This window comes from Brevibacterium sp. FAM 24630, assembly GCF_049804075.1.
Classification (GTDB): Bacteria; Actinomycetota; Actinomycetes; order Actinomycetales; family Brevibacteriaceae; genus Brevibacterium.
This window is the reverse complement of record NZ_JBNBZD010000002.1, coordinates 128482-145170: the sequence shown is the minus strand read 5'-3', so window position 1 is coordinate 145170 and position 16689 is coordinate 128482. Positions and strand designations below refer to the sequence as shown.

Below are 16689 nucleotides of genomic sequence, written 5' to 3'. Positions count from 1 at the left end.
GAGACGAACAAAGGAGTTGTCATGCCAGTCATTGAAACCACCCACGACGAAGAGAACCTGACTCTGACGATGGTCGCCGAATTCGCGGCACCTCCCGAACGGGTCTGGGAGGTCTACGCCGACCCGCGCCAGCTCGAGAAGGTCTGGGGGCCGCCCACCTATCCGGCAACGGTGGTCGACCACTCTTTGGTGCCAGGGGGTCGGGTCACCTACTTTATGACCAGCCCTGAGGGTGAGAAGTTCTGCGGGCTCTGGGAAGTGTCCTCGGTCGACGCTCCGAGGCAATTGGCATTCCGCGACTATTTCGCGGACGAGGACTTCAACATCGATGAGTCGATGCCCGGCAGCGGCAGCGTCTTCACCTTCAGTGAGGTCGACGGGGGGACGCGGGCCACCTACGAATCGACCTTCGACTCCCTCGAGAGCCTCAAAACCGTACTCGAGATGGGCATGGTCGAAGGCGCCACGAGCGCGATGAGCCAGATTGACGACCTGCTTGCTCAGGACTGAGGTGGACTCGGCACGAGAATGCGAAACGGTTGGCAAGTTCTCTTCGATCTGAGACTCAATTATCGAAGAGAACTTGCCAACCGTTGGCGCAGCGGCGGCGCAGGCTCCAGCGGCGGCGCAGGCTCCAGCGGCGGCGCCGATGCGCGGCGGTGCAGAGGCTCCAGCGGCGGCGCGGCAGCTCAGCGTTCGGTCTGTGCCTGCATCGAGTGGCGTGGTGCCTCGGGGCCGACCGGGATGATGAGGAGCAGGCCGACGAATAGCACGATGAGGATCCCCGCCGTGCCGGCTCTTTGGAAGCCGAGGATCGAGATCGAGAGGGCGAACATGGCCGGGCCGAGGAAGCTCACAGCACGACCGGTCGTGGCATAGAGTCCGAAGTTCTCCCCAGCACGTTCGGGTGGAGTGATCCTGGCCAGGAAGGACCTGCTCGAAGCCTGCACCGGTCCGACGCAGAAGCTGAGCACAAGCGCACAGATCCAGAACACGACGGGATCGTCGCTGAAGAGGATCGGCAGGCCGCCGATGAGGATGATGATGAGCCCGGTGATGATCACGGGCTTCGGCCCGAGCCGGTCATCGAAGAATCCGGCGATCATAGCTCCCGCGCCGGCAGCGACGTTGGCGGCGACGCCCAAGATGATGATCTCCGAAGGCGAGAAGCCGTAGCTGCCTGCGGCCAGCACCCCGGCGAAGGCGAAGATCGCGGCCAGCCCGTCGCGGAACACCGCCGATGCGATGAAGAACCGCAGCGTCTGATGCTCCTCCTTCCACATCCGCACGAGGCGGCGGACGAGCACGGCATAGTCGGCGATGAACGACTTGATCGGGTGCCCAGCTGATGGGTTCGCAGTCTGCGCACTCGGTGCTGTGAAGAGCACAGGCACGGCGAAGATCGCGAACCAGGTCGCCGACATGACGGCGACGACCCGGAACCTCATCCCGCCCTCGTCCCCGGCACCGAAGAGCCCCACCTCGGGCTGGATGACGAGGACGAGGAGAATGACGAGAAGGACGAGGCCGCCTGCGTAGCCCATGCCCCAGCCGAAGCCCGAGACCTTCCCGACGTTGCCAGGCTGGGTGATGCGGACCATGATGCCGTTGTAGGACACCTCGGCGAATTCGAAGAACACGCTGCCCATGGCGATGAGCAGGAGACCCAGCCACAGGTAGTCGGGGGAGTCGCGGACGAAGAAGAGCCCGAACATCGTGAGAATGACGATTCCGGTGTGGATTCCCAGCCACAGCTTATGCCGACCGCCGGAGTCGGCCCGAGTGCCCGCTGCCGGTGCGACCAAGGCGATGATGAACCCGGCCGCAGCCATCGACCAGCCCAGCGCCGAGGAACCGGATTCCTCTGTCGCCGCCACGCTCTTCGTCAGATACGGCGAGAAGACGAAGGTGATGATGACGGCGTTGAACGACGCCGACCCCCAATCCCAGAGGGCCCAGCTCAGCACTCGGGAACGGGACCCCGCCGGCGATATCGGATTCGTCTGCATGACGCCACTGTAGATGAATCGTCATCGCTGCAGGTGCCGCTGGCGATTCGGGTGATTGTCCTCATCGAGCTGCTGTTCCCGCGGTGGTTGTCCTCAGCGAGGTGCTGTTCTCGCCGTGATTGTCCCTACAGTCTGCTGAGAATAGCTTGATAGCTACGGTACATTACGGCAGAGTTGGTAGACGTTCACAGCCACTCGATCCGAAAGGCCTCATGGATACCTCCGACGAGAAGGAGAGCGCTGGGGTGGGAGAGACGACCACCTCGGCGCCGAAGAACGACGCTGAAAATCCGCATATGCTCATCGATTCGCCCGATCCGATTCGGTTGCATCTGCCGAGCGAGGTGTCGCTGGCAGATGCCGACACCGATGACGAGATTACCGCGAAGCTGAAAGCACAGGGCGTGCGCCTGGGCAAGGGACTCATCGCTCCGGCCGTCTTCTGGCCTTCCCTGATCGCAATTCTGGGCGTTGCGCTGCTTGCGATCTTCCTGCCCGACGGCACCAACACGGTCCTGACGAGCGTCAACGATTGGATCGTCGCCGACCTTGGTTGGTATTACATGCTCGTCGTCGGCGGGTTCGTCATCTTCTCCATCGTGATCGGATTCTCGAAGTTCGGGAAGATCACTCTCGGCCGTGACGGAGAGAAACCCGAGTTCGGAGTCTTCTCCTGGTTCGCCATGCTCTTCGCAGCCGGTATGGGCATCGGCCTGGTCTTCTATGGTGTCGGTGAGCCACTGACCTATGCCACATCCGGCCCCAAGCCAGGATGGGACGGCAGCGAAGCGGATATCTCCAAGCTGGCGATGGCTCAGACCTTCATCCACTGGGGACTGCATCCTTGGGCGATCTACGCCGTGATCGGACTGGCGTTGGCCTACGCGATTCACCGCCGTGGACGTCCTGTCTCGATCCGCTGGGCGCTCGAGCCTCTGCTCGGGCACCGCGTCAAGGGCTGGATGGGCGATATCATCGACATCCTCGCCATCTTCGGTACCGTCTTCGGCATTGCGACCTCCCTGGGGCTCGGTGTCCAGCAGATCTCGTCCGGCCTCCAAGCGATCGGGCTGGTCGGTGAGGTCGACAATATGTTCCTCGTCATCCTCATCGTCGTCATCACCTTCCTGGCTACCCTGTCCGTGATCTCGGGAGTGGGCGCGGGAATCAAGTGGCTGTCGAACATCAACCTGTCGCTGGCGGGACTCCTCCTCATCGCCGTGCTGCTGCTCGGCCCCACCTTGTTCCTGTTCCAGAACCTCATCGAGTCCCTCGGCGTCTACCTGGCGAACTTCTTCAACATGACCTTCGACGTCGGTGCCTACACCGGCGAAGAAGGCGCCGAGTGGGCATCGAGCTGGACGATCTTCTACTGGGGCTGGTGGATCTCCTGGGCCCCGTTCGTCGGTGTGTTCATCGCCCGCATCTCGCGGGGACGCACCGTCCGGGAGTTCATCGCCGGCGTCCTCCTCGTACCCACCGTGGTCGGATTCATCTGGTTCGCCGCACTCGGCGGCACGGGAATCTATCGACAGCTCTTCGGTGAGGGCGGCCTGGTCGACCCGGAAGAGGGAGTCGTGGCAGAGAAGGTGCTCTTCGACGTGCTCAGCTCCCTGCCGATGGGCAGCATTCTGTCTGTGGTTGCCATCATCCTCGTGGCGATCTTCTTCATCACCTCCTCGGATTCCGGATCGCTGGTCGTCGACATGTTGGCCTCCGGCGGACACCCGAACCCGCCGGTGTGGTCACGTGTGCTGTTCGCCGCACTCGAGGGCGCTCTGGCGATCGGACTGCTCCTGGCCGGCGGCCTCGGTGCTCTGCAGGCGGCCTCCCTGGCTACGGCGCTGCCGTTCAGCATCATCCTGATATTCATCGCGATCTCGATGGTGCGGGCGTTCCAGATCGAATCCCTCAGAGCTCGGGAGATCGAAACCGGTCAGCGTACTCACGAGGTCGGTGAACACATCGCCGATGACTTCGACGAATACCTCGGCGACAAGGTCGATGCACGTATCGACTATCGGCTGTCACGGACCAGGGGCGTGTTGACCAGAACCCCGAAGGAAGAGCGGAAGGCCAAGGGCACCCAATAGACGCCGGCACTCGGCAGGCCTCTCACCTGGCTGTCGAGCGAGCCGTTGAAGCAGCCGAGGCGGCCCGGGTTTCGACCCGGGTCGCCTCTGCTGGCTGCGCCAACGGGTTCAGGAGCCAGAATTCTTCGGCCACGGCGGGGAGCACTTCAGGCTCTACCCATGACCGAGTAGTCTGGGAGCAAACGAGCGCATCGAATCCACCGACCAAGGAGCCCATATGCCCATTGCAAGCCCCGAAGTGTATTCCGAGATGATCAGCCGTGCGAAGTCCGAGGGCTTCGCCTATCCGGCGATCAACTGCACGTCTTCGCAGACGATCAACGCGGCCATCCGCGGGTTCGCCGAGGCCGGGTCCGACGGCATCGTGCAGATCTCCACGGGCGGCGCCGAGTACATCTCGGGTCCGACGATCAAGGACCGTGTGCGCGGCGCGATCGCGTTCTCCGTCTTCGCCGCCGAGGTGGCCAAGAGCTACGACGTCAACATCGCTCTGCACACCGACCACGCCCCGAGGCAGGCCGTCGAAGAGTGGGTCAAGCCCCTGCTCGCGGCCTCGACCGAGCGGGTGAAGAACGGCGGCGAGCCCTACTTCCAGTCGCATATGTGGGACGGTTCGGCGGTTCCGCTCGATGAGAACCTCGTCCTCGCCGAGGAGCTGCTCGAGCTCTCGGCCGCCGCGCATTCGATCCTCGAGATCGAGGTCGGCGTCGTCGGCGGCGAGGAGGACGGCGTCGAGAACGAGATCAACGACAAGCTCTACACGACCGTCGATGACGGCCTGGCCACCGCACGTGCCCTCGGCACCGGCGAGAAGGGCCGCTACCTCACGGCTCTGACCTTCGGCAACGTCCACGGCGTGTACAAGCCCGGCAACGTCAAGCTGCGTCCCGAGCTCCTCGGTGAGATCCAGGAGAAGGTTGGGGCAGAAGTCGGCAAGAAGTCTCCGTTCGACCTCGTCTTCCACGGCGGTTCGGGATCGAGTGAAGAGGAGATCGCCGAGGCGGTCCGCCACGGAGTCGTGAAGATGAACATCGACACCGACACCCAGTACGCCTTCACACGCCCGGTCGTCGAGCACATGCTGCGCAACTACGACGGCGTGCTCAAGATCGACGGCGAAGTCGGCGACAAGAAGCTCTACGACCCGCGCTCCTACGGCAAAGCGGCAGAGGCGAACATGGCCGCGCGCATCGTCGAGGCCTGCGAGAACCTCGGCTCGGCGGGCACCAGCCTGAAGAACTGAGCCCGGCACGCAGACTGTGGTCTGAGTCCGAGCATTCGCAGCAGCGGCCGTCGTCCGGAACCGGGCGGCGGCCGCTGCTCTCTGTCTGCAGGCGTGAACGGGCAAAGAGTGGTCGCTTTCGGATACTTTCTGGCAAACAGTGGTCGCAATCGGATACTTTCAGCGTCGGAAACTATCCGTTAGTGACCTAAGTTTCGGCCGGGGCGCCGCTGTGAATGACACGAGGTCCGGGACGCCATTGTCCCGGACCTCGCTATTCACTCGTACCTCGTCCCACTCCGCGGAAACGGCTGACCGTCAGCCCTCCGGCCGGGCCACCGATGCCGGGCAACCGCCGCCGGGCCACGACGGCGGGCGGCGGTCGCTCAGCCCTCGGGCCGGGCCACCGATGGCGGGCGGCGGGCGGCCGTCGCTCAGCCCTGCGGCACGGCGTCGCCGGCCTTGAGGCGTGCCACCCGCTGGTCCCAGAAGTCGGCGTTGCGCACACCGAGCTTCTCGGGCTCGAACACCGGGTCCAGTCCGTGCTTGGTCTGGCGTTCGAAGTCGCGCAGGAGCTTGAACGCCGGCTGCTGCAGGATGAGGATCGCAATGATGTTCAGCCAGGCCATGAGTCCCACGCCGATGTCACCGAGCGCCCAAGCACTGCCCGAAGCCGACATCGCGCCGACGGCCACCGCGATGACGATGACCAGCTGCAGGATCCGCTTGGCCACGGCCAGGACCATGGTGTTCCTGATCTTGCCCAGCAGGTACACGAGGTTCGTCTCGGCCATGTAGTAGTAGGCGACCATGGTCGTCAGGGCGAAGAGGAAGATCGAGATCGCGATGAAGGATCCGCCGAAGCCGGAGAGCATCGAGTCGAGACCGGCCTGCGGCCATTTCTCGCCCGGTGTGGCGGCGATGGCCTCGGCCATCTGGCCGCGCCCGGTGCCGATGATCGTCTCTCCGTCGGTGTCGAAGACCTTGTACATGCCCGTGGAGAGGATCATGAACGCAGTGGCCGAGCACACGAAGAGCGTGTCGATGTAGACGGAGCCGGCCTGGACGAGTCCCTGCTTGCTCGGATGGGAGACCTCGGCGGCCGACGCCGCGTGCGGTCCGGTTCCCTGACCGGCCTCGTTCGAGTAGATGCCGCGCTGGACACCCCACTGCACGGCCATGCCGATGATGCCGCCGAACGCCGCTTCCTGTCCGGCGTCGATGCCGAAGGCGGACTTGAAGACGAGTTCGAACACCGGGATGATCTGATCGGCGTTGACCAGGGTCACCGCAATGGCGGCGATGATGTAGATGACGGCCATGAAGGGCACCGCCAGCGAAGCGAAGTGCGCGATGCGCTTGATGCCGCCGATGACGATGAAGCCCATGATGATGACCAGTGCGATCGCTGTCACCCAGGTGGGCAGGCTCCACGCGTTCTCCACGGCTCCCGAGATCGCATTGGCCTGGATGCCCGGCAGCATGAAGCTCATGGCGATGACCGTGACGGCCGCAAAGACCATGCCGTAGACCTTGAACAGGCCACGGGCCTTGGTGTGACGGTAGGCCTTCTCGATGTAGAAGGCAGGACCGCCGCGGTATTCGCCGGTGCGGGGGTCCTGTTCCTTGAAGACCTGCCCCAGCGTCGATTCGACATAGGACGTCGAGGCGCCCAGCAGAGCGGAGATCCACATCCACACGACGGCACCGGGCCCGCCGAAGCCGATGGCGGTGGCGACACCGGCGATGTTGCCGACGCCGACGCGACCGGCCAGGGAGATCGCGAGGGCCTGGAAGGACGAGACTCCCTCATTGGAGCTCTTGCCCCTGAACATCTGCTTGAAGATGGCAGGAATCTGACGGATCTGCACCGCCCGTGAGCGGATCGTGAAATAGACACCGGCGCCGAGGCACAGGTAGACGAGGGCGGACGACCACACCACGTCATTGAGCCATTCGATGAAAGCGGACACGCTTCTCCATTCGTTTCTCCGAGCCGGGATCACCGGTTCGGCATTGCTGAGGGAATGTCTGTGCCAGAGCGCTGACCGCCGTGTGAGCAATCACCACCGAGCGAGCAATCAACTCCACGAGAGTTTCTCGGCAGTTCTCTGTGATGCACCTCATAAGTGAAACCGATTGTGATCTGTCGCGCAAATCGACGTCGCCGAGGCGGCTCGACCTCGCCGCGACCGCCTCGTCCGCATCGGCGGAGGCTACGACAAGGAGGGTTTCGCTGTGTCGGTGGGGCCGCCTCGGCGATGGGGGTCGGTTCGGCCCGATTCGGATCGGCGGCGAATCATTGCGAAGTCATTGCGATGTGGCTCACCGGCTATGAGCCAGTTCACTATTTGGGACGGGAACCGTATGATGTGGTGCGGATCTCTTCGAGCAAAGACGACACGAAGAGCACATTTGGAATGACAGGAACACCATGAAACGACGCACTGGTGCGAAGGCCGTGGCCATCGCCGCGGCGGGGGCTCTGCTCCTCTCCGCCTGCTCCACCTCGACGACGGGAGGCGGCGACGGGGATGACAAGGGCGGCATGCTCACGGTAGGAACCACGGACAAGGTTGTGGCGCTGGACCCGGCCGCCTCGTACGACAACGGAAGCTCACTCGTCGAGCAGCAGGTCTACCCCTTCATCCTCGCGTACAAGCCCGGCACGGCCGAGCTCAACCCCTCGATCGCCGAATCCGCGGACTTCACCGAACCCACGAAGTACGAGGTCAAGCTCAAGGACGGGCTCAAGTACGCCAACGGCAATGAACTGACCTCCTCGGATGTGAAGTTCTCCTTCGAGCGGCAGCTGAAGATCCAGGATCCCAACGGACCGTCCTCGCTGCTCGGCGGGCTGAAGTCCGTGGAGACCCCGGATGAGAAGACCGTGATCTTCAACCTCAAACGCAAGAACGACCAGACCTGGCCGGGAGTGCTCGCCAGCGCGGCCGGTCCGATCGTCGACGAGGACGTGTTCTCGGCGGACAAGGTCACCGAGGACCAGGACATCGTCGACGGCAAGGCCTTCGCCGGTCCGTACACGATCGACGGCTTCAAGTTCAATGAGCTGCTCACCTACAAGGCGAACGAGGACTATCAGGGCTTTATCGAGCCGGCGAAGACCGAGACCGTGCAGATGAAGTACTACTCGGACGCGAACAACATGAAGCTCGACGTCCAAGAGGGCACCATCGACGTCGCCTGGCGTTCGCTCTCGGCCACCGACATCGACGACCTCGGCAAGAACGAGGACCTCAAGGTCCACAAGGGCCCCGGCGGAGAGATCCGCTACATCGTGTTCAACATGGACACGATGCCCTTCGGTGCGAAGACCGATGAGGCCGATGAGAAGAAGTCGCTCGCGGTCCGTCAAGCCATGGCTGACTCCGTCGACCGTCAGGCCATCGCCAGCCAGGTCTACAAGGACACCTTCACTCCGCTGTTCTCGCACGTGCCCGAAGGCCTGCCCGGTGCAGACGAGCCGCTGAAGGCCGAGTACGGCGACGGCAACGGCGGGGCCGATGTCGAGAAGGCGAAGAAGGCGCTCAAGGACGCCGGTGTCGAGACACCGGTCGAGCTCAAGCTGCAGTACAACCCGGACCACTACGGTCCGTCCTCGGGCGACGAGTACGCCTTGGTGAAGGATCAGTTGGACAAGACCGGTCTGTTCAAGGTCGACCTCCAGTCGACCGAATGGGTGCAGTACAACAAGGACCGCACCGATGACGTGTACCCGATGTACCAGCTGGGTTGGTTCCCCGACTACTCGGATGCTGACAACTACCTCGTGCCGTTCTTCTACGACACGGACGACACCCCGTCGTTCCTCGGCAACCACTACCGGGATAAGACGATGAACAAGGAGCTCAACGCTCAGTCCTCCATCGCCGATGAAGGCAAGCGCGAGGAAGCTCTGAAGAAGATCCAGGGTCAGCTCGCCGACGAGCTGCCGACCCTGCCGCTGCTCCAGGGCAACCAGATCGCGGTGTCCGGCAAGGACATCAAGGGCGTCGACGACACCCTCGATCCCGCGTTCCAGTTCCGGCTGGCGCTGCTGAGCAAGTGATCACCCCCACGAGGTGCAGGTGAGCCGGTCAGGCCGCCTGCACCTCGTGGCGCGTTCGCGGCGCACTCACGCCGATCCGCGTGAGCTGCCGCCCATCGCCGGGCGCGCCCATCCGCGAGCCCGGCCGCGGACACCTCGAAACACATCCCAAAGGAACACATGTCTGCTGCCATCAGCGAACCAGGGGCGGAGGCCGCCGAGACTTCGGTCGCGGTCAAGAAGCCCTCGGGAGGCGGTCTGGGACGTTACGTCCTCATCCGCTTCCTCCTCATCATTCCCACCATCTTCATTCTCACCACTCTGGTGTTCTTCCTCATGCGCATCACCGGTGACCCGATCACCGCGGCGCTGGGCGGACGCCTGACGAAGGCCCAACTGGCCGAGCGCGTCCAGGCCGCCGGCTACGACCGGCCCCTCCTCGTCCAATACTTCGAGTACATGGGCAACCTGCTCAAGGGCGACTTCGGCACCGCGGTCTCCGACGGCCAGCCGGTCTCGGCAATCCTCCTCAACTATGGGGCGGCGACCGTCGAACTCGTCTTCTACGCGCTCATCGTCGCGTTCGTCATCGGCATCCCGCTGGGCATGCTCGCCGCCTACCACCGCGACAAGGCCCCGGATGCCGCACTGCGAGTGCTCGCGATCCTCGGCTACGCGACCCCGGTGTTCTTCGCCGGCATGATCCTCAAGCTCATCTTCGGCGTCTTCCTGCCGATCCTGCCCGTGGCCGGTCGCGGCACCACACAGACCGAATACATCATGTCCGGAGTCGTGGGCCCGACCCGGATCTACCTCATCGACGCCCTGCGGATCGGGAACTTCTCCGTCCTCGGCGATGTGCTCGCCCATGCGGTGCTGCCGGCGATCGCCCTCGGCGTCCTCACCGCCGGAGTCTTCCTCCGGCTCGTGCGCACGAACCTCATCGGCACTCTCGAACAGCAGTACATCGACTCGGGCCGATCCCGCGGCATCTCCGAATACCGCCTGGTCACCAAGCATGCCTACCGTCCGGCGCTGATCCCGATCATCACCGTCATGGGCATGCAGATCGCTCTCATGCTCGCCGGCGCCGTGCTCACTGAGACGACATTCGAATGGAAGGGGCTCGGCTTCAAACTCGCCGAATACCTCACCGCGCGTGACTTCGTGGCCGTGCAGGGAATCGTCGTGTTCCTCGCCGTCATCGTCGCGTTCACGAACTTCCTCGTGGACGTCATCGCCGCATTCATCGACCCGAGAGTGAGGTACTGATGTCCACTCCAGACAATCCACAGAACCCCTCGTCGACGCCGTCGACGGAGATCTTCGCCGAGGTGGCTCCCGGTTCCGGTGTCCCCGCGCTGGCCTTCGACGAGAAGGCGAAGAAGTCCTGGTTCTCCCGGCTGCCGATCGTCTCCCATCTGCGTCAGTCCGTGGGACTGCAGCGCGGAATGCTCATCACCGGGCTCGTGCTGTGCGGGATCGTCCTCATCAGCGCGATCTTCGCCCCGCTCATCGCCCCCTACGGCTTCAATCAGCTCGGCACCTCCGAAGGCAACTTCGGGTCGAAGCTGCCTCCCGGAGGCTCCCACATCTGGGGCACGACGGTCGGCGGCTACGATGTCTTCTCCCGCGTGGTCTGGGGCGCGCAGACCGCAGTGGCCGTCATCGTCGTGGCCGTGATCATGTCGATCTTCGCCGGTGTCATCCTCGGCCTCATCTCCGGGTACCTCGGTGGGTGGCTCGACCGCATCCTCGTCGTCATCGCCGATGCCGTCTATGCCTTCCCCACCCTGCTGCTCGCGCTGGTCATGTCGATCGCGATCTCCGGCGGCCAGTCGAGTGCGTGGGGCGGCATCGCCGCGGCCGCGTTCTCGATCACCGTGGTCTTCATCCCCCAGTACTTCCGGGTCGTGCGCGCCGAGACGCTGCGGCTGAAGGCCGAGCCCTTCGTCGAATCGGCGATCGTGCTGGGGGCGTCGAAGACGCGCATCATCTCCAAGCACATCTTCCGCAACGCAACACGGACCCTGCCGCTGATCTTCACGCTCAACTCCTCCGAGGCGATCCTCACCCTCGCCGGACTCGGGTTCCTGGGCTTCGGCATCGAACCCACCTCGGCGTCGGAATGGGGCTATGACCTCAACAAGGCACTGCCGGATGTCACCTCCGGCGTGTGGTGGACCGCGGTGTTCCCGGGGCTTGCGATCGTGCTCACGGTGCTCGGCATCACCCTGGTCGGTGAGTCGATGAACGATCTCAACGACCCGCGCCTGCGGGTGCGGCGGAAAGCGAAGACGAAGAACGTCAGAACTGCGGAGGTCAAGGCATGAGCAGGAAGTCACATGAGCAGGCCGGTCCTGCGACCGACAACGTCCTCGACGTCGACGGACTCGATGTCACCTTCTCCACCGACGGAGGCGAAGTCCACGCGGTCAAGGACGTATCGCTGTCCGTCTCACCCGGTGAGGTGCTCGCCATCGTCGGCGAGTCCGGTTCCGGCAAGACAGTGACCGCCAGGTCCATCCTCGGGCTGCTGCCGGAGACGGCGCAGCGCTCGGGCGCCATCGTCATCTCCGGGCAGAACGTGCTCAGCGTCTCCGCCGAGGAACTGCGGGCCATGCGCGGACGTGACGTGGCGATGGTCTTCCAGGAGCCTTCGACCGCACTCAATCCCGTCTACACCGTGGGCTGGCAGATCGCCGAAGGCCTGCGCGCCCACGACAGGAAGGCGAACAAGGCCGATCTCAAGGCCCGCGTCGTCGCGGCGATGGAGCAGGTCGGAATCCCGGATGCCGAGAACCGCTTCGACTACTATCCGCACCAGTTCTCGGGCGGGCAGAAGCAGCGCATCGTTATCGCCATGGCACTTGCCCTGGGCGCGAAGCTCATCGTCGCCGACGAGCCGACCACGGCCCTCGACGTCACCGTGCAGGCCGAGATCCTCGATCTGCTGCGGGAGCTGCGTGATGAGACGGGCACATCCATCGTGCTCATCACCCACAACATGGGTGTTGTCGCCGACCTCGCCGACCGGGTGGCCGTGATGTTCCGCGGCGACCTCGTCGAGGTCTCCTCTGTCGAGCAGCTCTTCAGCGACCCGCAGGAGCAGTACACGCGGGAACTGCTCGCCGCCGTGCCCCGGATCGGATCGACCGTGGCAGGCAGCCGGAAGGCCGCTGCCGCCGAGGCAGGGGCCGGGTCGGGTACGACCGCGCGGGACCCGTCGGTGGCCGAACCTGCGTCGGCGGGCACCGCCTCGGCGGGGGAGACATCGATCAGCACCGCCTCGGCGGGGGAGGCCTCGATCGGCACCGCCTCGGCGGGGGAGCGAGATGCGGGGGAGCGAGACGCGCGGGAGTCGATCGTCTCCGCTCGCGATCTCGACATCGTCTATCCCGGCGGCATCGGCCGAGACGATTTCCACGCAGTGAAGAAGGTCAGCTTCGACATCAAGGCCGGTGAGGTCTACGGCCTCGTCGGCGAATCGGGATCGGGCAAGACGACGATCGGGCGCGCAATTGCGGGTCTGACCAGGGCCAGCGGGGGAAGCCTCAAAGTGCTCGGTCATGAGATGGTCGGGTTCAAGGAACGCGAGTTCTCGAAGATCCGGCGGCGGATCGGGTTCGTGTTCCAGGACCCGGCGGCCTCGTTCAACCCGCATCTGACGATCGGGGAATGCGTCGCCGAACCGTTTGCGATCCACCGTCGGGAGATGAGCGCCGCGGATCGGTCGAAGCGGGTGATCGAGCTGCTCGATTCGGTGCAGCTGCCGAGGGCCTATGCGGCCAGGTACCCGCACGAGCTCTCGGGCGGGCAGCGGCAGCGGGCGTCGTTGGCGCGCGGTCTGGCGCTTGATCCGGAACTAGTCATCGCCGATGAGCCGACCTCGGCGCTGGACGTGTCGGTGCAGGCGAAGGTGCTCGAGCTGTTCGTCGAGCTGCAGAATCGCTTCGACTTCGCGGCCCTGTTCATCAGCCACGATCTCGCCGTCGTCGATATGCTCTCCGACAGCATCGGGGTGCTCTTCCACGGTGAGCTGCTCGAAGAGGGCACAGGTGAACAGGTGCTCGGTGCGCCGAGGGAGGATTACACGAAGCGTCTGATCGCTTCGCTGCCGGTGCCGGATCCGGCCGAGCAGGCCAAGCGCCGCGAGCTCGCCCGCTCCCTCCGCACCCCCTAATTGCCACCTGACGGCGGCCCAGCAACCTCGCGCAAGGTTGCTGGGCCGCCGTCAGGTAGTAAGGGAGGTTATTTGGGGTCGGCGATGAAGTCGAGCATTCCGGCCTGATTGACCGGCAGGCTGAGCAGGCGGTCGAGCTCTTCCGCGGAGGGATCGATGCCAAGGATGCGCAGCGAGTACTGCGTGAAGTCGCGTTCGATCATGTCCGGGGTGAGATCGCCCGTGGGCCGGTACCACAGCGAGAGCGAATTGCAGATCGAGTGGATCGCACGAGTGGCCAGGGCCGCACTGTCGACGCGGAAACTTCCGGCCTCGACGCCGGCGCGGACGATATCGCCCACGATCTCCCGGGCCTCACGCTGGAGTTCCTTGACCTGAACGGCATTGTCCCCGGTGAGACGCTCGGTGTCGCGAATGAGCACGGTCGAGACCGACACATTCTCCGTGCGGTAGCGGGCGAGGTAGCGCACGGCCACGGTGAGCTGATCGACCGGGTCGTCGTCGACCTCGGCGATGACCGCACGGGCATGCTCGATGTACCACGAGTACGCGGTGTGGACGAGTTCGTAGAGCGCTTCCTGCTTCGAAGGGAAGTAATAGTAGAGTGCGGAGAGGCTCAGCCCCGCCGTCTGTGCGATGTCGCGGATGGATGCGCCGTCGAATCCCTTGTCCGCAAAGGTATCCCGGGCCGAGCGGAGGATGTTGTTGCGGCCGTTTGTTGAACGCACGATGACCGGACTCCTTTGCCTAGTTTTCGTCGAGGCCGACTTTTCTATCGAACAGTCTTTCACTTGCCCCACGACCATACACGACGGGCCCCGCTCTCGGGCGCGATTCCACAGGGAACTTCACCTAAGGCCCGCGGAATCGATGATCGCCGAGGCGGCCGTGCCTACCGCGGGAGACCGCGCCGCCGCGTGATCAAGGTCACTCGAGCGGCGGGGAATGATTGACGGTTCAACAATGTTGGCGTGGGTGGAGCGCACAGGAGACCTGTGCCGCGGCCACTGTGCGACGGTGCCGCATCCGCCCGTCTGACACCGACTACCGATTTGAGGACCCACATGCTCAACATTGCCATCATCCCCGGAACCTCGCGTCCGCAGGCGCTCAATCCCCAGATCGTCGCCTGGGTCAACGATCAGCTGGCGGGCAACGATGACGTCCGCGCCGAGGTCGTCGACTTCGGTGATTTCGATCTGCCCCTGCTCGACGAGGTCGTCCCTGCGGGCGCCAAGATGTACGGCAATGACCACACCAAGGCCTGGGGCGCCAAGCTCGAGGAGTTCGACGCCTTCATCTTCGTCACCCCCGAGTACAACCACTCGATCTCCGGCTCGCTGAAGAACGCGCTCGACTTCGTCGCCACCGAGTTCAACCACAAGGTCGCAGGAATCGTGAACTACGGTGCCGACAAGGGTGTGCGCGCCGCCGAGCACCTGCGCCACATCCTGGCCAACTACAAGCTCGCCGTCGTCCGCGACCAGGCCTCGTTCTCGATCTTCACCGACGTCACCGATGGCACGTTCGCCCCGACCGAGGTCTCTGCCGCGCCGTTCGCCTCGATGGTCGCCGACATCGTCAGCTGGGGCGAAGCCCTCAAGTCCGTGCGCGAAGCCAGCGCCGAGGTGCAGGCCGCCTGAGCAGCCCACGTTCACATTCGTTGACCCCAGGGCAGGGTCCGGGACCTGTGTGCCCTGAGGCCCGCACGCTCTGAGAACACACGCCCAAGGCCCGCCGATCAATGATCAGCGGGCCTTGCGCTGTTTGCATCCGGAACCGCAGCCGCCTGTGCCGCCGCCGGGCCGATCGCACCCTCATTCAACCGCCGCCGGGCCGTTCGCCCCCTCGTTCAACGGAAAATCAGGTTTTCGCACCGGCCTCGCATCGATAACCTGATTCTCCGTTGAACGAGGTCCCGCCATAGGAAGGTGACCGGTCCCACAGCGCTGCGTTAGAGTCGCAACGACAGATCGTTCACTCAACGACGCCACGATCCCCGCGATGCAAAGGACACCTATGGATCTGCAGAACACCGTCGCCCTCGTCACCGGCGGAGCCTCCGGCCTCGGCCGGGCCACCACCGAACGCCTCCTGGCGGCCGGCGCCCAGGTCGTCATGGTCGACCTCAACGCCGAGGTCGGTGAGCAGGTCGCCGCCGAACTCGGCGACTCCGCCCACTTCGTCGCCGCCGATGTCACGAACGAAGACGAGATCCAGGCCGCCGTCGACACCGCCACCGGACTCGGCGCCCTGCGCGTCGTCGTCAACTGCGCCGGAGTCGCAACACCGGGCAAGCTCGTCTCCCGCAAGGGACCGCTGCCCCTCGACGCCTTCCAGAAGGTGCTGGGCATCAATATCGTCGGCACCGTCAACGTCTGCCGCCTCGCCGCCGCGGCCATGCAGGGCCAGGAGGCCACCGGCGAGGAGCGCGGAGTCATCATCAACACCGCCTCCGTCGCGGCCTTCGACGGACAGATCGGCCAGATCGCCTACTCGGCGTCAAAGGGCGCCGTCGCCTCGGTGACCCTCCCGATGGCTCGCGAACTCGCGGCCTCCCTCATCCGCGTGGTCACCATCGCCCCAGGCATCTTCGAGACCCCGATGATGGCGGGACTGCCCGCCGAGGCGCAGGAATCCCTCGGCAAGTCCGTGCCCCATCCGGCCCGCCTGGGCAAGCCGACCGAATATGCCCAGCTCGTCGAATCGATCGTGGCGAACCCGATGCTCAACGGTGAGACGATCCGCCTCGACGGCGCGATCCGCATGGCCCCGAAATGATCGGCTGAACCCTCGCCGAGGCGGCTGGCCGCCCGTGCGTGAATCGCGGGCAGTCGCCTTCGCGAGGCAGTCGGTCCGCGGAAGATGAACTTCCTCGGCCGTGCGGGAATCATCGGAGTGGCCGTCTGCGCAGCGACCATGGGCACCGCACAGGTGCTGAGCTGGACGGGAGCCGACGGCGCAGCCTCCCTGGCGGCGCTGCTGACCCTTGTGCCCGCCCTCCTCACCCTCTGTGGTTTCGGCTCCTGGGCGTTGCGGGATACGACTGGCGAAGGCGTGAGCATATCGAGCAATATGAGCTCGATCTCCATCTCGCATACATGAGTACACCGAAGAGCCGGGTTCTCAGCGGT

General features: G+C 64.5%; 13 protein-coding genes. 10 read left to right on the top strand and 3 right to left on the bottom strand.

Annotation, left to right across the window (positions count from 1 at the left end):
- The first annotated feature begins 21 nt into the window (after positions 1–21).
- A complete protein-coding gene (locus ACPUD7_RS02100; RefSeq protein WP_425118975.1) occupies positions 22–510 on the top strand; it encodes an SRPBCC family protein in 489 nt (162 codons plus the stop codon).
- A 179-nt stretch (positions 511–689) separates the two neighbouring features.
- Here ACPUD7_RS02100 and ACPUD7_RS02095 read toward each other — a convergent pair whose 3' ends face one another.
- On the bottom strand, positions 690–2009 hold the full coding sequence (locus ACPUD7_RS02095) for an MFS transporter (protein WP_425118974.1): 1320 nt from the start codon (positions 2007–2009) through the stop codon (positions 690–692).
- Positions 2010–2305: 296 nt separating this feature from the next.
- Between ACPUD7_RS02095 and ACPUD7_RS02090 the strand changes: the two genes are divergently transcribed.
- Together ACPUD7_RS02090 and fbaA are read left to right on the top strand one after the other, a co-directional pair.
- Positions 2306–4102, top strand: a complete 1797-nt coding sequence (locus ACPUD7_RS02090; RefSeq protein ID WP_425119068.1) for a BCCT family transporter — start codon at positions 2306–2308, stop codon at positions 4100–4102.
- A gap of 217 nt (positions 4103–4319) precedes the next feature.
- A complete protein-coding gene (gene fbaA, locus ACPUD7_RS02085; protein ID WP_425118973.1) occupies positions 4320–5345 on the top strand; it encodes a class II fructose-bisphosphate aldolase in 1026 nt (341 codons plus the stop codon).
- A 413-nt stretch (positions 5346–5758) separates the two neighbouring features.
- Here fbaA and ACPUD7_RS02080 read toward each other — a convergent pair whose 3' ends face one another.
- Positions 5759–7297: an alanine/glycine:cation symporter family protein gene (locus ACPUD7_RS02080; RefSeq protein ID WP_425118972.1), complete on the bottom strand. Its 1539-nt coding sequence runs from the start codon at positions 7295–7297 to the stop codon at positions 5759–5761.
- A gap of 461 nt (positions 7298–7758) precedes the next feature.
- Between ACPUD7_RS02080 and ACPUD7_RS02075 the strand changes: the two genes are divergently transcribed.
- The 4 genes from ACPUD7_RS02075 to ACPUD7_RS02060 all read left to right on the top strand — a co-directional run bounded on the left by ACPUD7_RS02075 (position 7759) and on the right by ACPUD7_RS02060 (position 13555).
- A complete protein-coding gene (locus tag ACPUD7_RS02075) occupies positions 7759–9393 on the top strand; it encodes an ABC transporter substrate-binding protein (RefSeq protein WP_425118971.1) in 1635 nt (544 codons plus the stop codon).
- Between the two features lie 159 nt (positions 9394–9552).
- On the top strand, positions 9553–10644 hold the full coding sequence (locus tag ACPUD7_RS02070; RefSeq protein WP_425118970.1) for an ABC transporter permease: 1092 nt from the start codon (positions 9553–9555) through the stop codon (positions 10642–10644).
- Positions 10644–11705: an ABC transporter permease gene (locus tag ACPUD7_RS02065; RefSeq protein ID WP_425118969.1), complete on the top strand. Its 1062-nt coding sequence runs from the start codon at positions 10644–10646 to the stop codon at positions 11703–11705. Before ACPUD7_RS02070 ends, ACPUD7_RS02065 begins: the two co-directional genes overlap by 1 nt.
- Complete coding sequence (locus ACPUD7_RS02060) at positions 11702–13555, top strand: dipeptide ABC transporter ATP-binding protein (RefSeq protein ID WP_425118968.1); 1854 nt, start codon at positions 11702–11704, stop codon at positions 13553–13555. The genes ACPUD7_RS02065 and ACPUD7_RS02060 overlap by 4 nt, the downstream gene beginning before the upstream one ends.
- Before the next feature lie 68 nt (positions 13556–13623).
- On the opposite strand, the gene ACPUD7_RS02055 is transcribed toward ACPUD7_RS02060, so the two are convergent.
- A complete protein-coding gene (locus tag ACPUD7_RS02055; protein ID WP_425118967.1) occupies positions 13624–14283 on the bottom strand; it encodes a TetR/AcrR family transcriptional regulator in 660 nt (219 codons plus the stop codon).
- Between the two features lie 336 nt (positions 14284–14619).
- Between ACPUD7_RS02055 and ACPUD7_RS02050 the strand changes: the two genes are divergently transcribed.
- The 3 genes from ACPUD7_RS02050 (at position 14620) to ACPUD7_RS02040 (ending at position 16660) form a co-directional block, all read left to right on the top strand.
- Positions 14620–15198: an NADPH-dependent FMN reductase gene (locus tag ACPUD7_RS02050; RefSeq protein ID WP_425118966.1), complete on the top strand. Its 579-nt coding sequence runs from the start codon at positions 14620–14622 to the stop codon at positions 15196–15198.
- 376 nt (positions 15199–15574) lie between these two features.
- The gene (locus ACPUD7_RS02045; protein WP_135539716.1) at positions 15575–16336 is read left to right on the top strand and encodes an SDR family NAD(P)-dependent oxidoreductase; all 762 of its coding nucleotides are present in this window, start codon (positions 15575–15577) and stop codon (positions 16334–16336) included.
- A gap of 84 nt (positions 16337–16420) precedes the next feature.
- A complete protein-coding gene (locus ACPUD7_RS02040) occupies positions 16421–16660 on the top strand; it encodes a hypothetical protein (protein ID WP_135539718.1) in 240 nt (79 codons plus the stop codon).
- Positions 16661–16689: the final 29 nt, after the last annotated feature.

Bases quoted from the DNA above. Each gene is read 5' to 3' on its own strand.
- ACPUD7_RS02100 (WP_425118975.1), top strand. From the start codon at position 22: ATGCCAGTCATTGAAACCACCCACGACGAAGAGAACCTGACTCTGACG.
- ACPUD7_RS02095 (WP_425118974.1), bottom strand. From the start codon at position 2,009: ATGCAGACGAATCCGATATCGCCGGCGGGGTCCCGTTCCCGAGTGCTG.
- ACPUD7_RS02090 (WP_425119068.1), top strand. From the start codon at position 2,306: ATGCTCATCGATTCGCCCGATCCGATTCGGTTGCATCTGCCGAGCGAG.
- fbaA (WP_425118973.1), top strand. From the start codon at position 4,320: ATGCCCATTGCAAGCCCCGAAGTGTATTCCGAGATGATCAGCCGTGCG.
- ACPUD7_RS02075 (WP_425118971.1), top strand. From the start codon at position 7,759: ATGAAACGACGCACTGGTGCGAAGGCCGTGGCCATCGCCGCGGCGGGG.
- ACPUD7_RS02070 (WP_425118970.1), top strand. From the start codon at position 9,553: ATGTCTGCTGCCATCAGCGAACCAGGGGCGGAGGCCGCCGAGACTTCG.
- ACPUD7_RS02065 (WP_425118969.1), top strand. From the start codon at position 10,644: ATGTCCACTCCAGACAATCCACAGAACCCCTCGTCGACGCCGTCGACG.
- ACPUD7_RS02060 (WP_425118968.1), top strand. From the start codon at position 11,702: ATGAGCAGGAAGTCACATGAGCAGGCCGGTCCTGCGACCGACAACGTC.
- ACPUD7_RS02050 (WP_425118966.1), top strand. From the start codon at position 14,620: ATGCTCAACATTGCCATCATCCCCGGAACCTCGCGTCCGCAGGCGCTC.
- ACPUD7_RS02045 (WP_135539716.1), top strand. From the start codon at position 15,575: ATGGATCTGCAGAACACCGTCGCCCTCGTCACCGGCGGAGCCTCCGGC.
- ACPUD7_RS02040 (WP_135539718.1), top strand. From the start codon at position 16,421: ATGAACTTCCTCGGCCGTGCGGGAATCATCGGAGTGGCCGTCTGCGCA.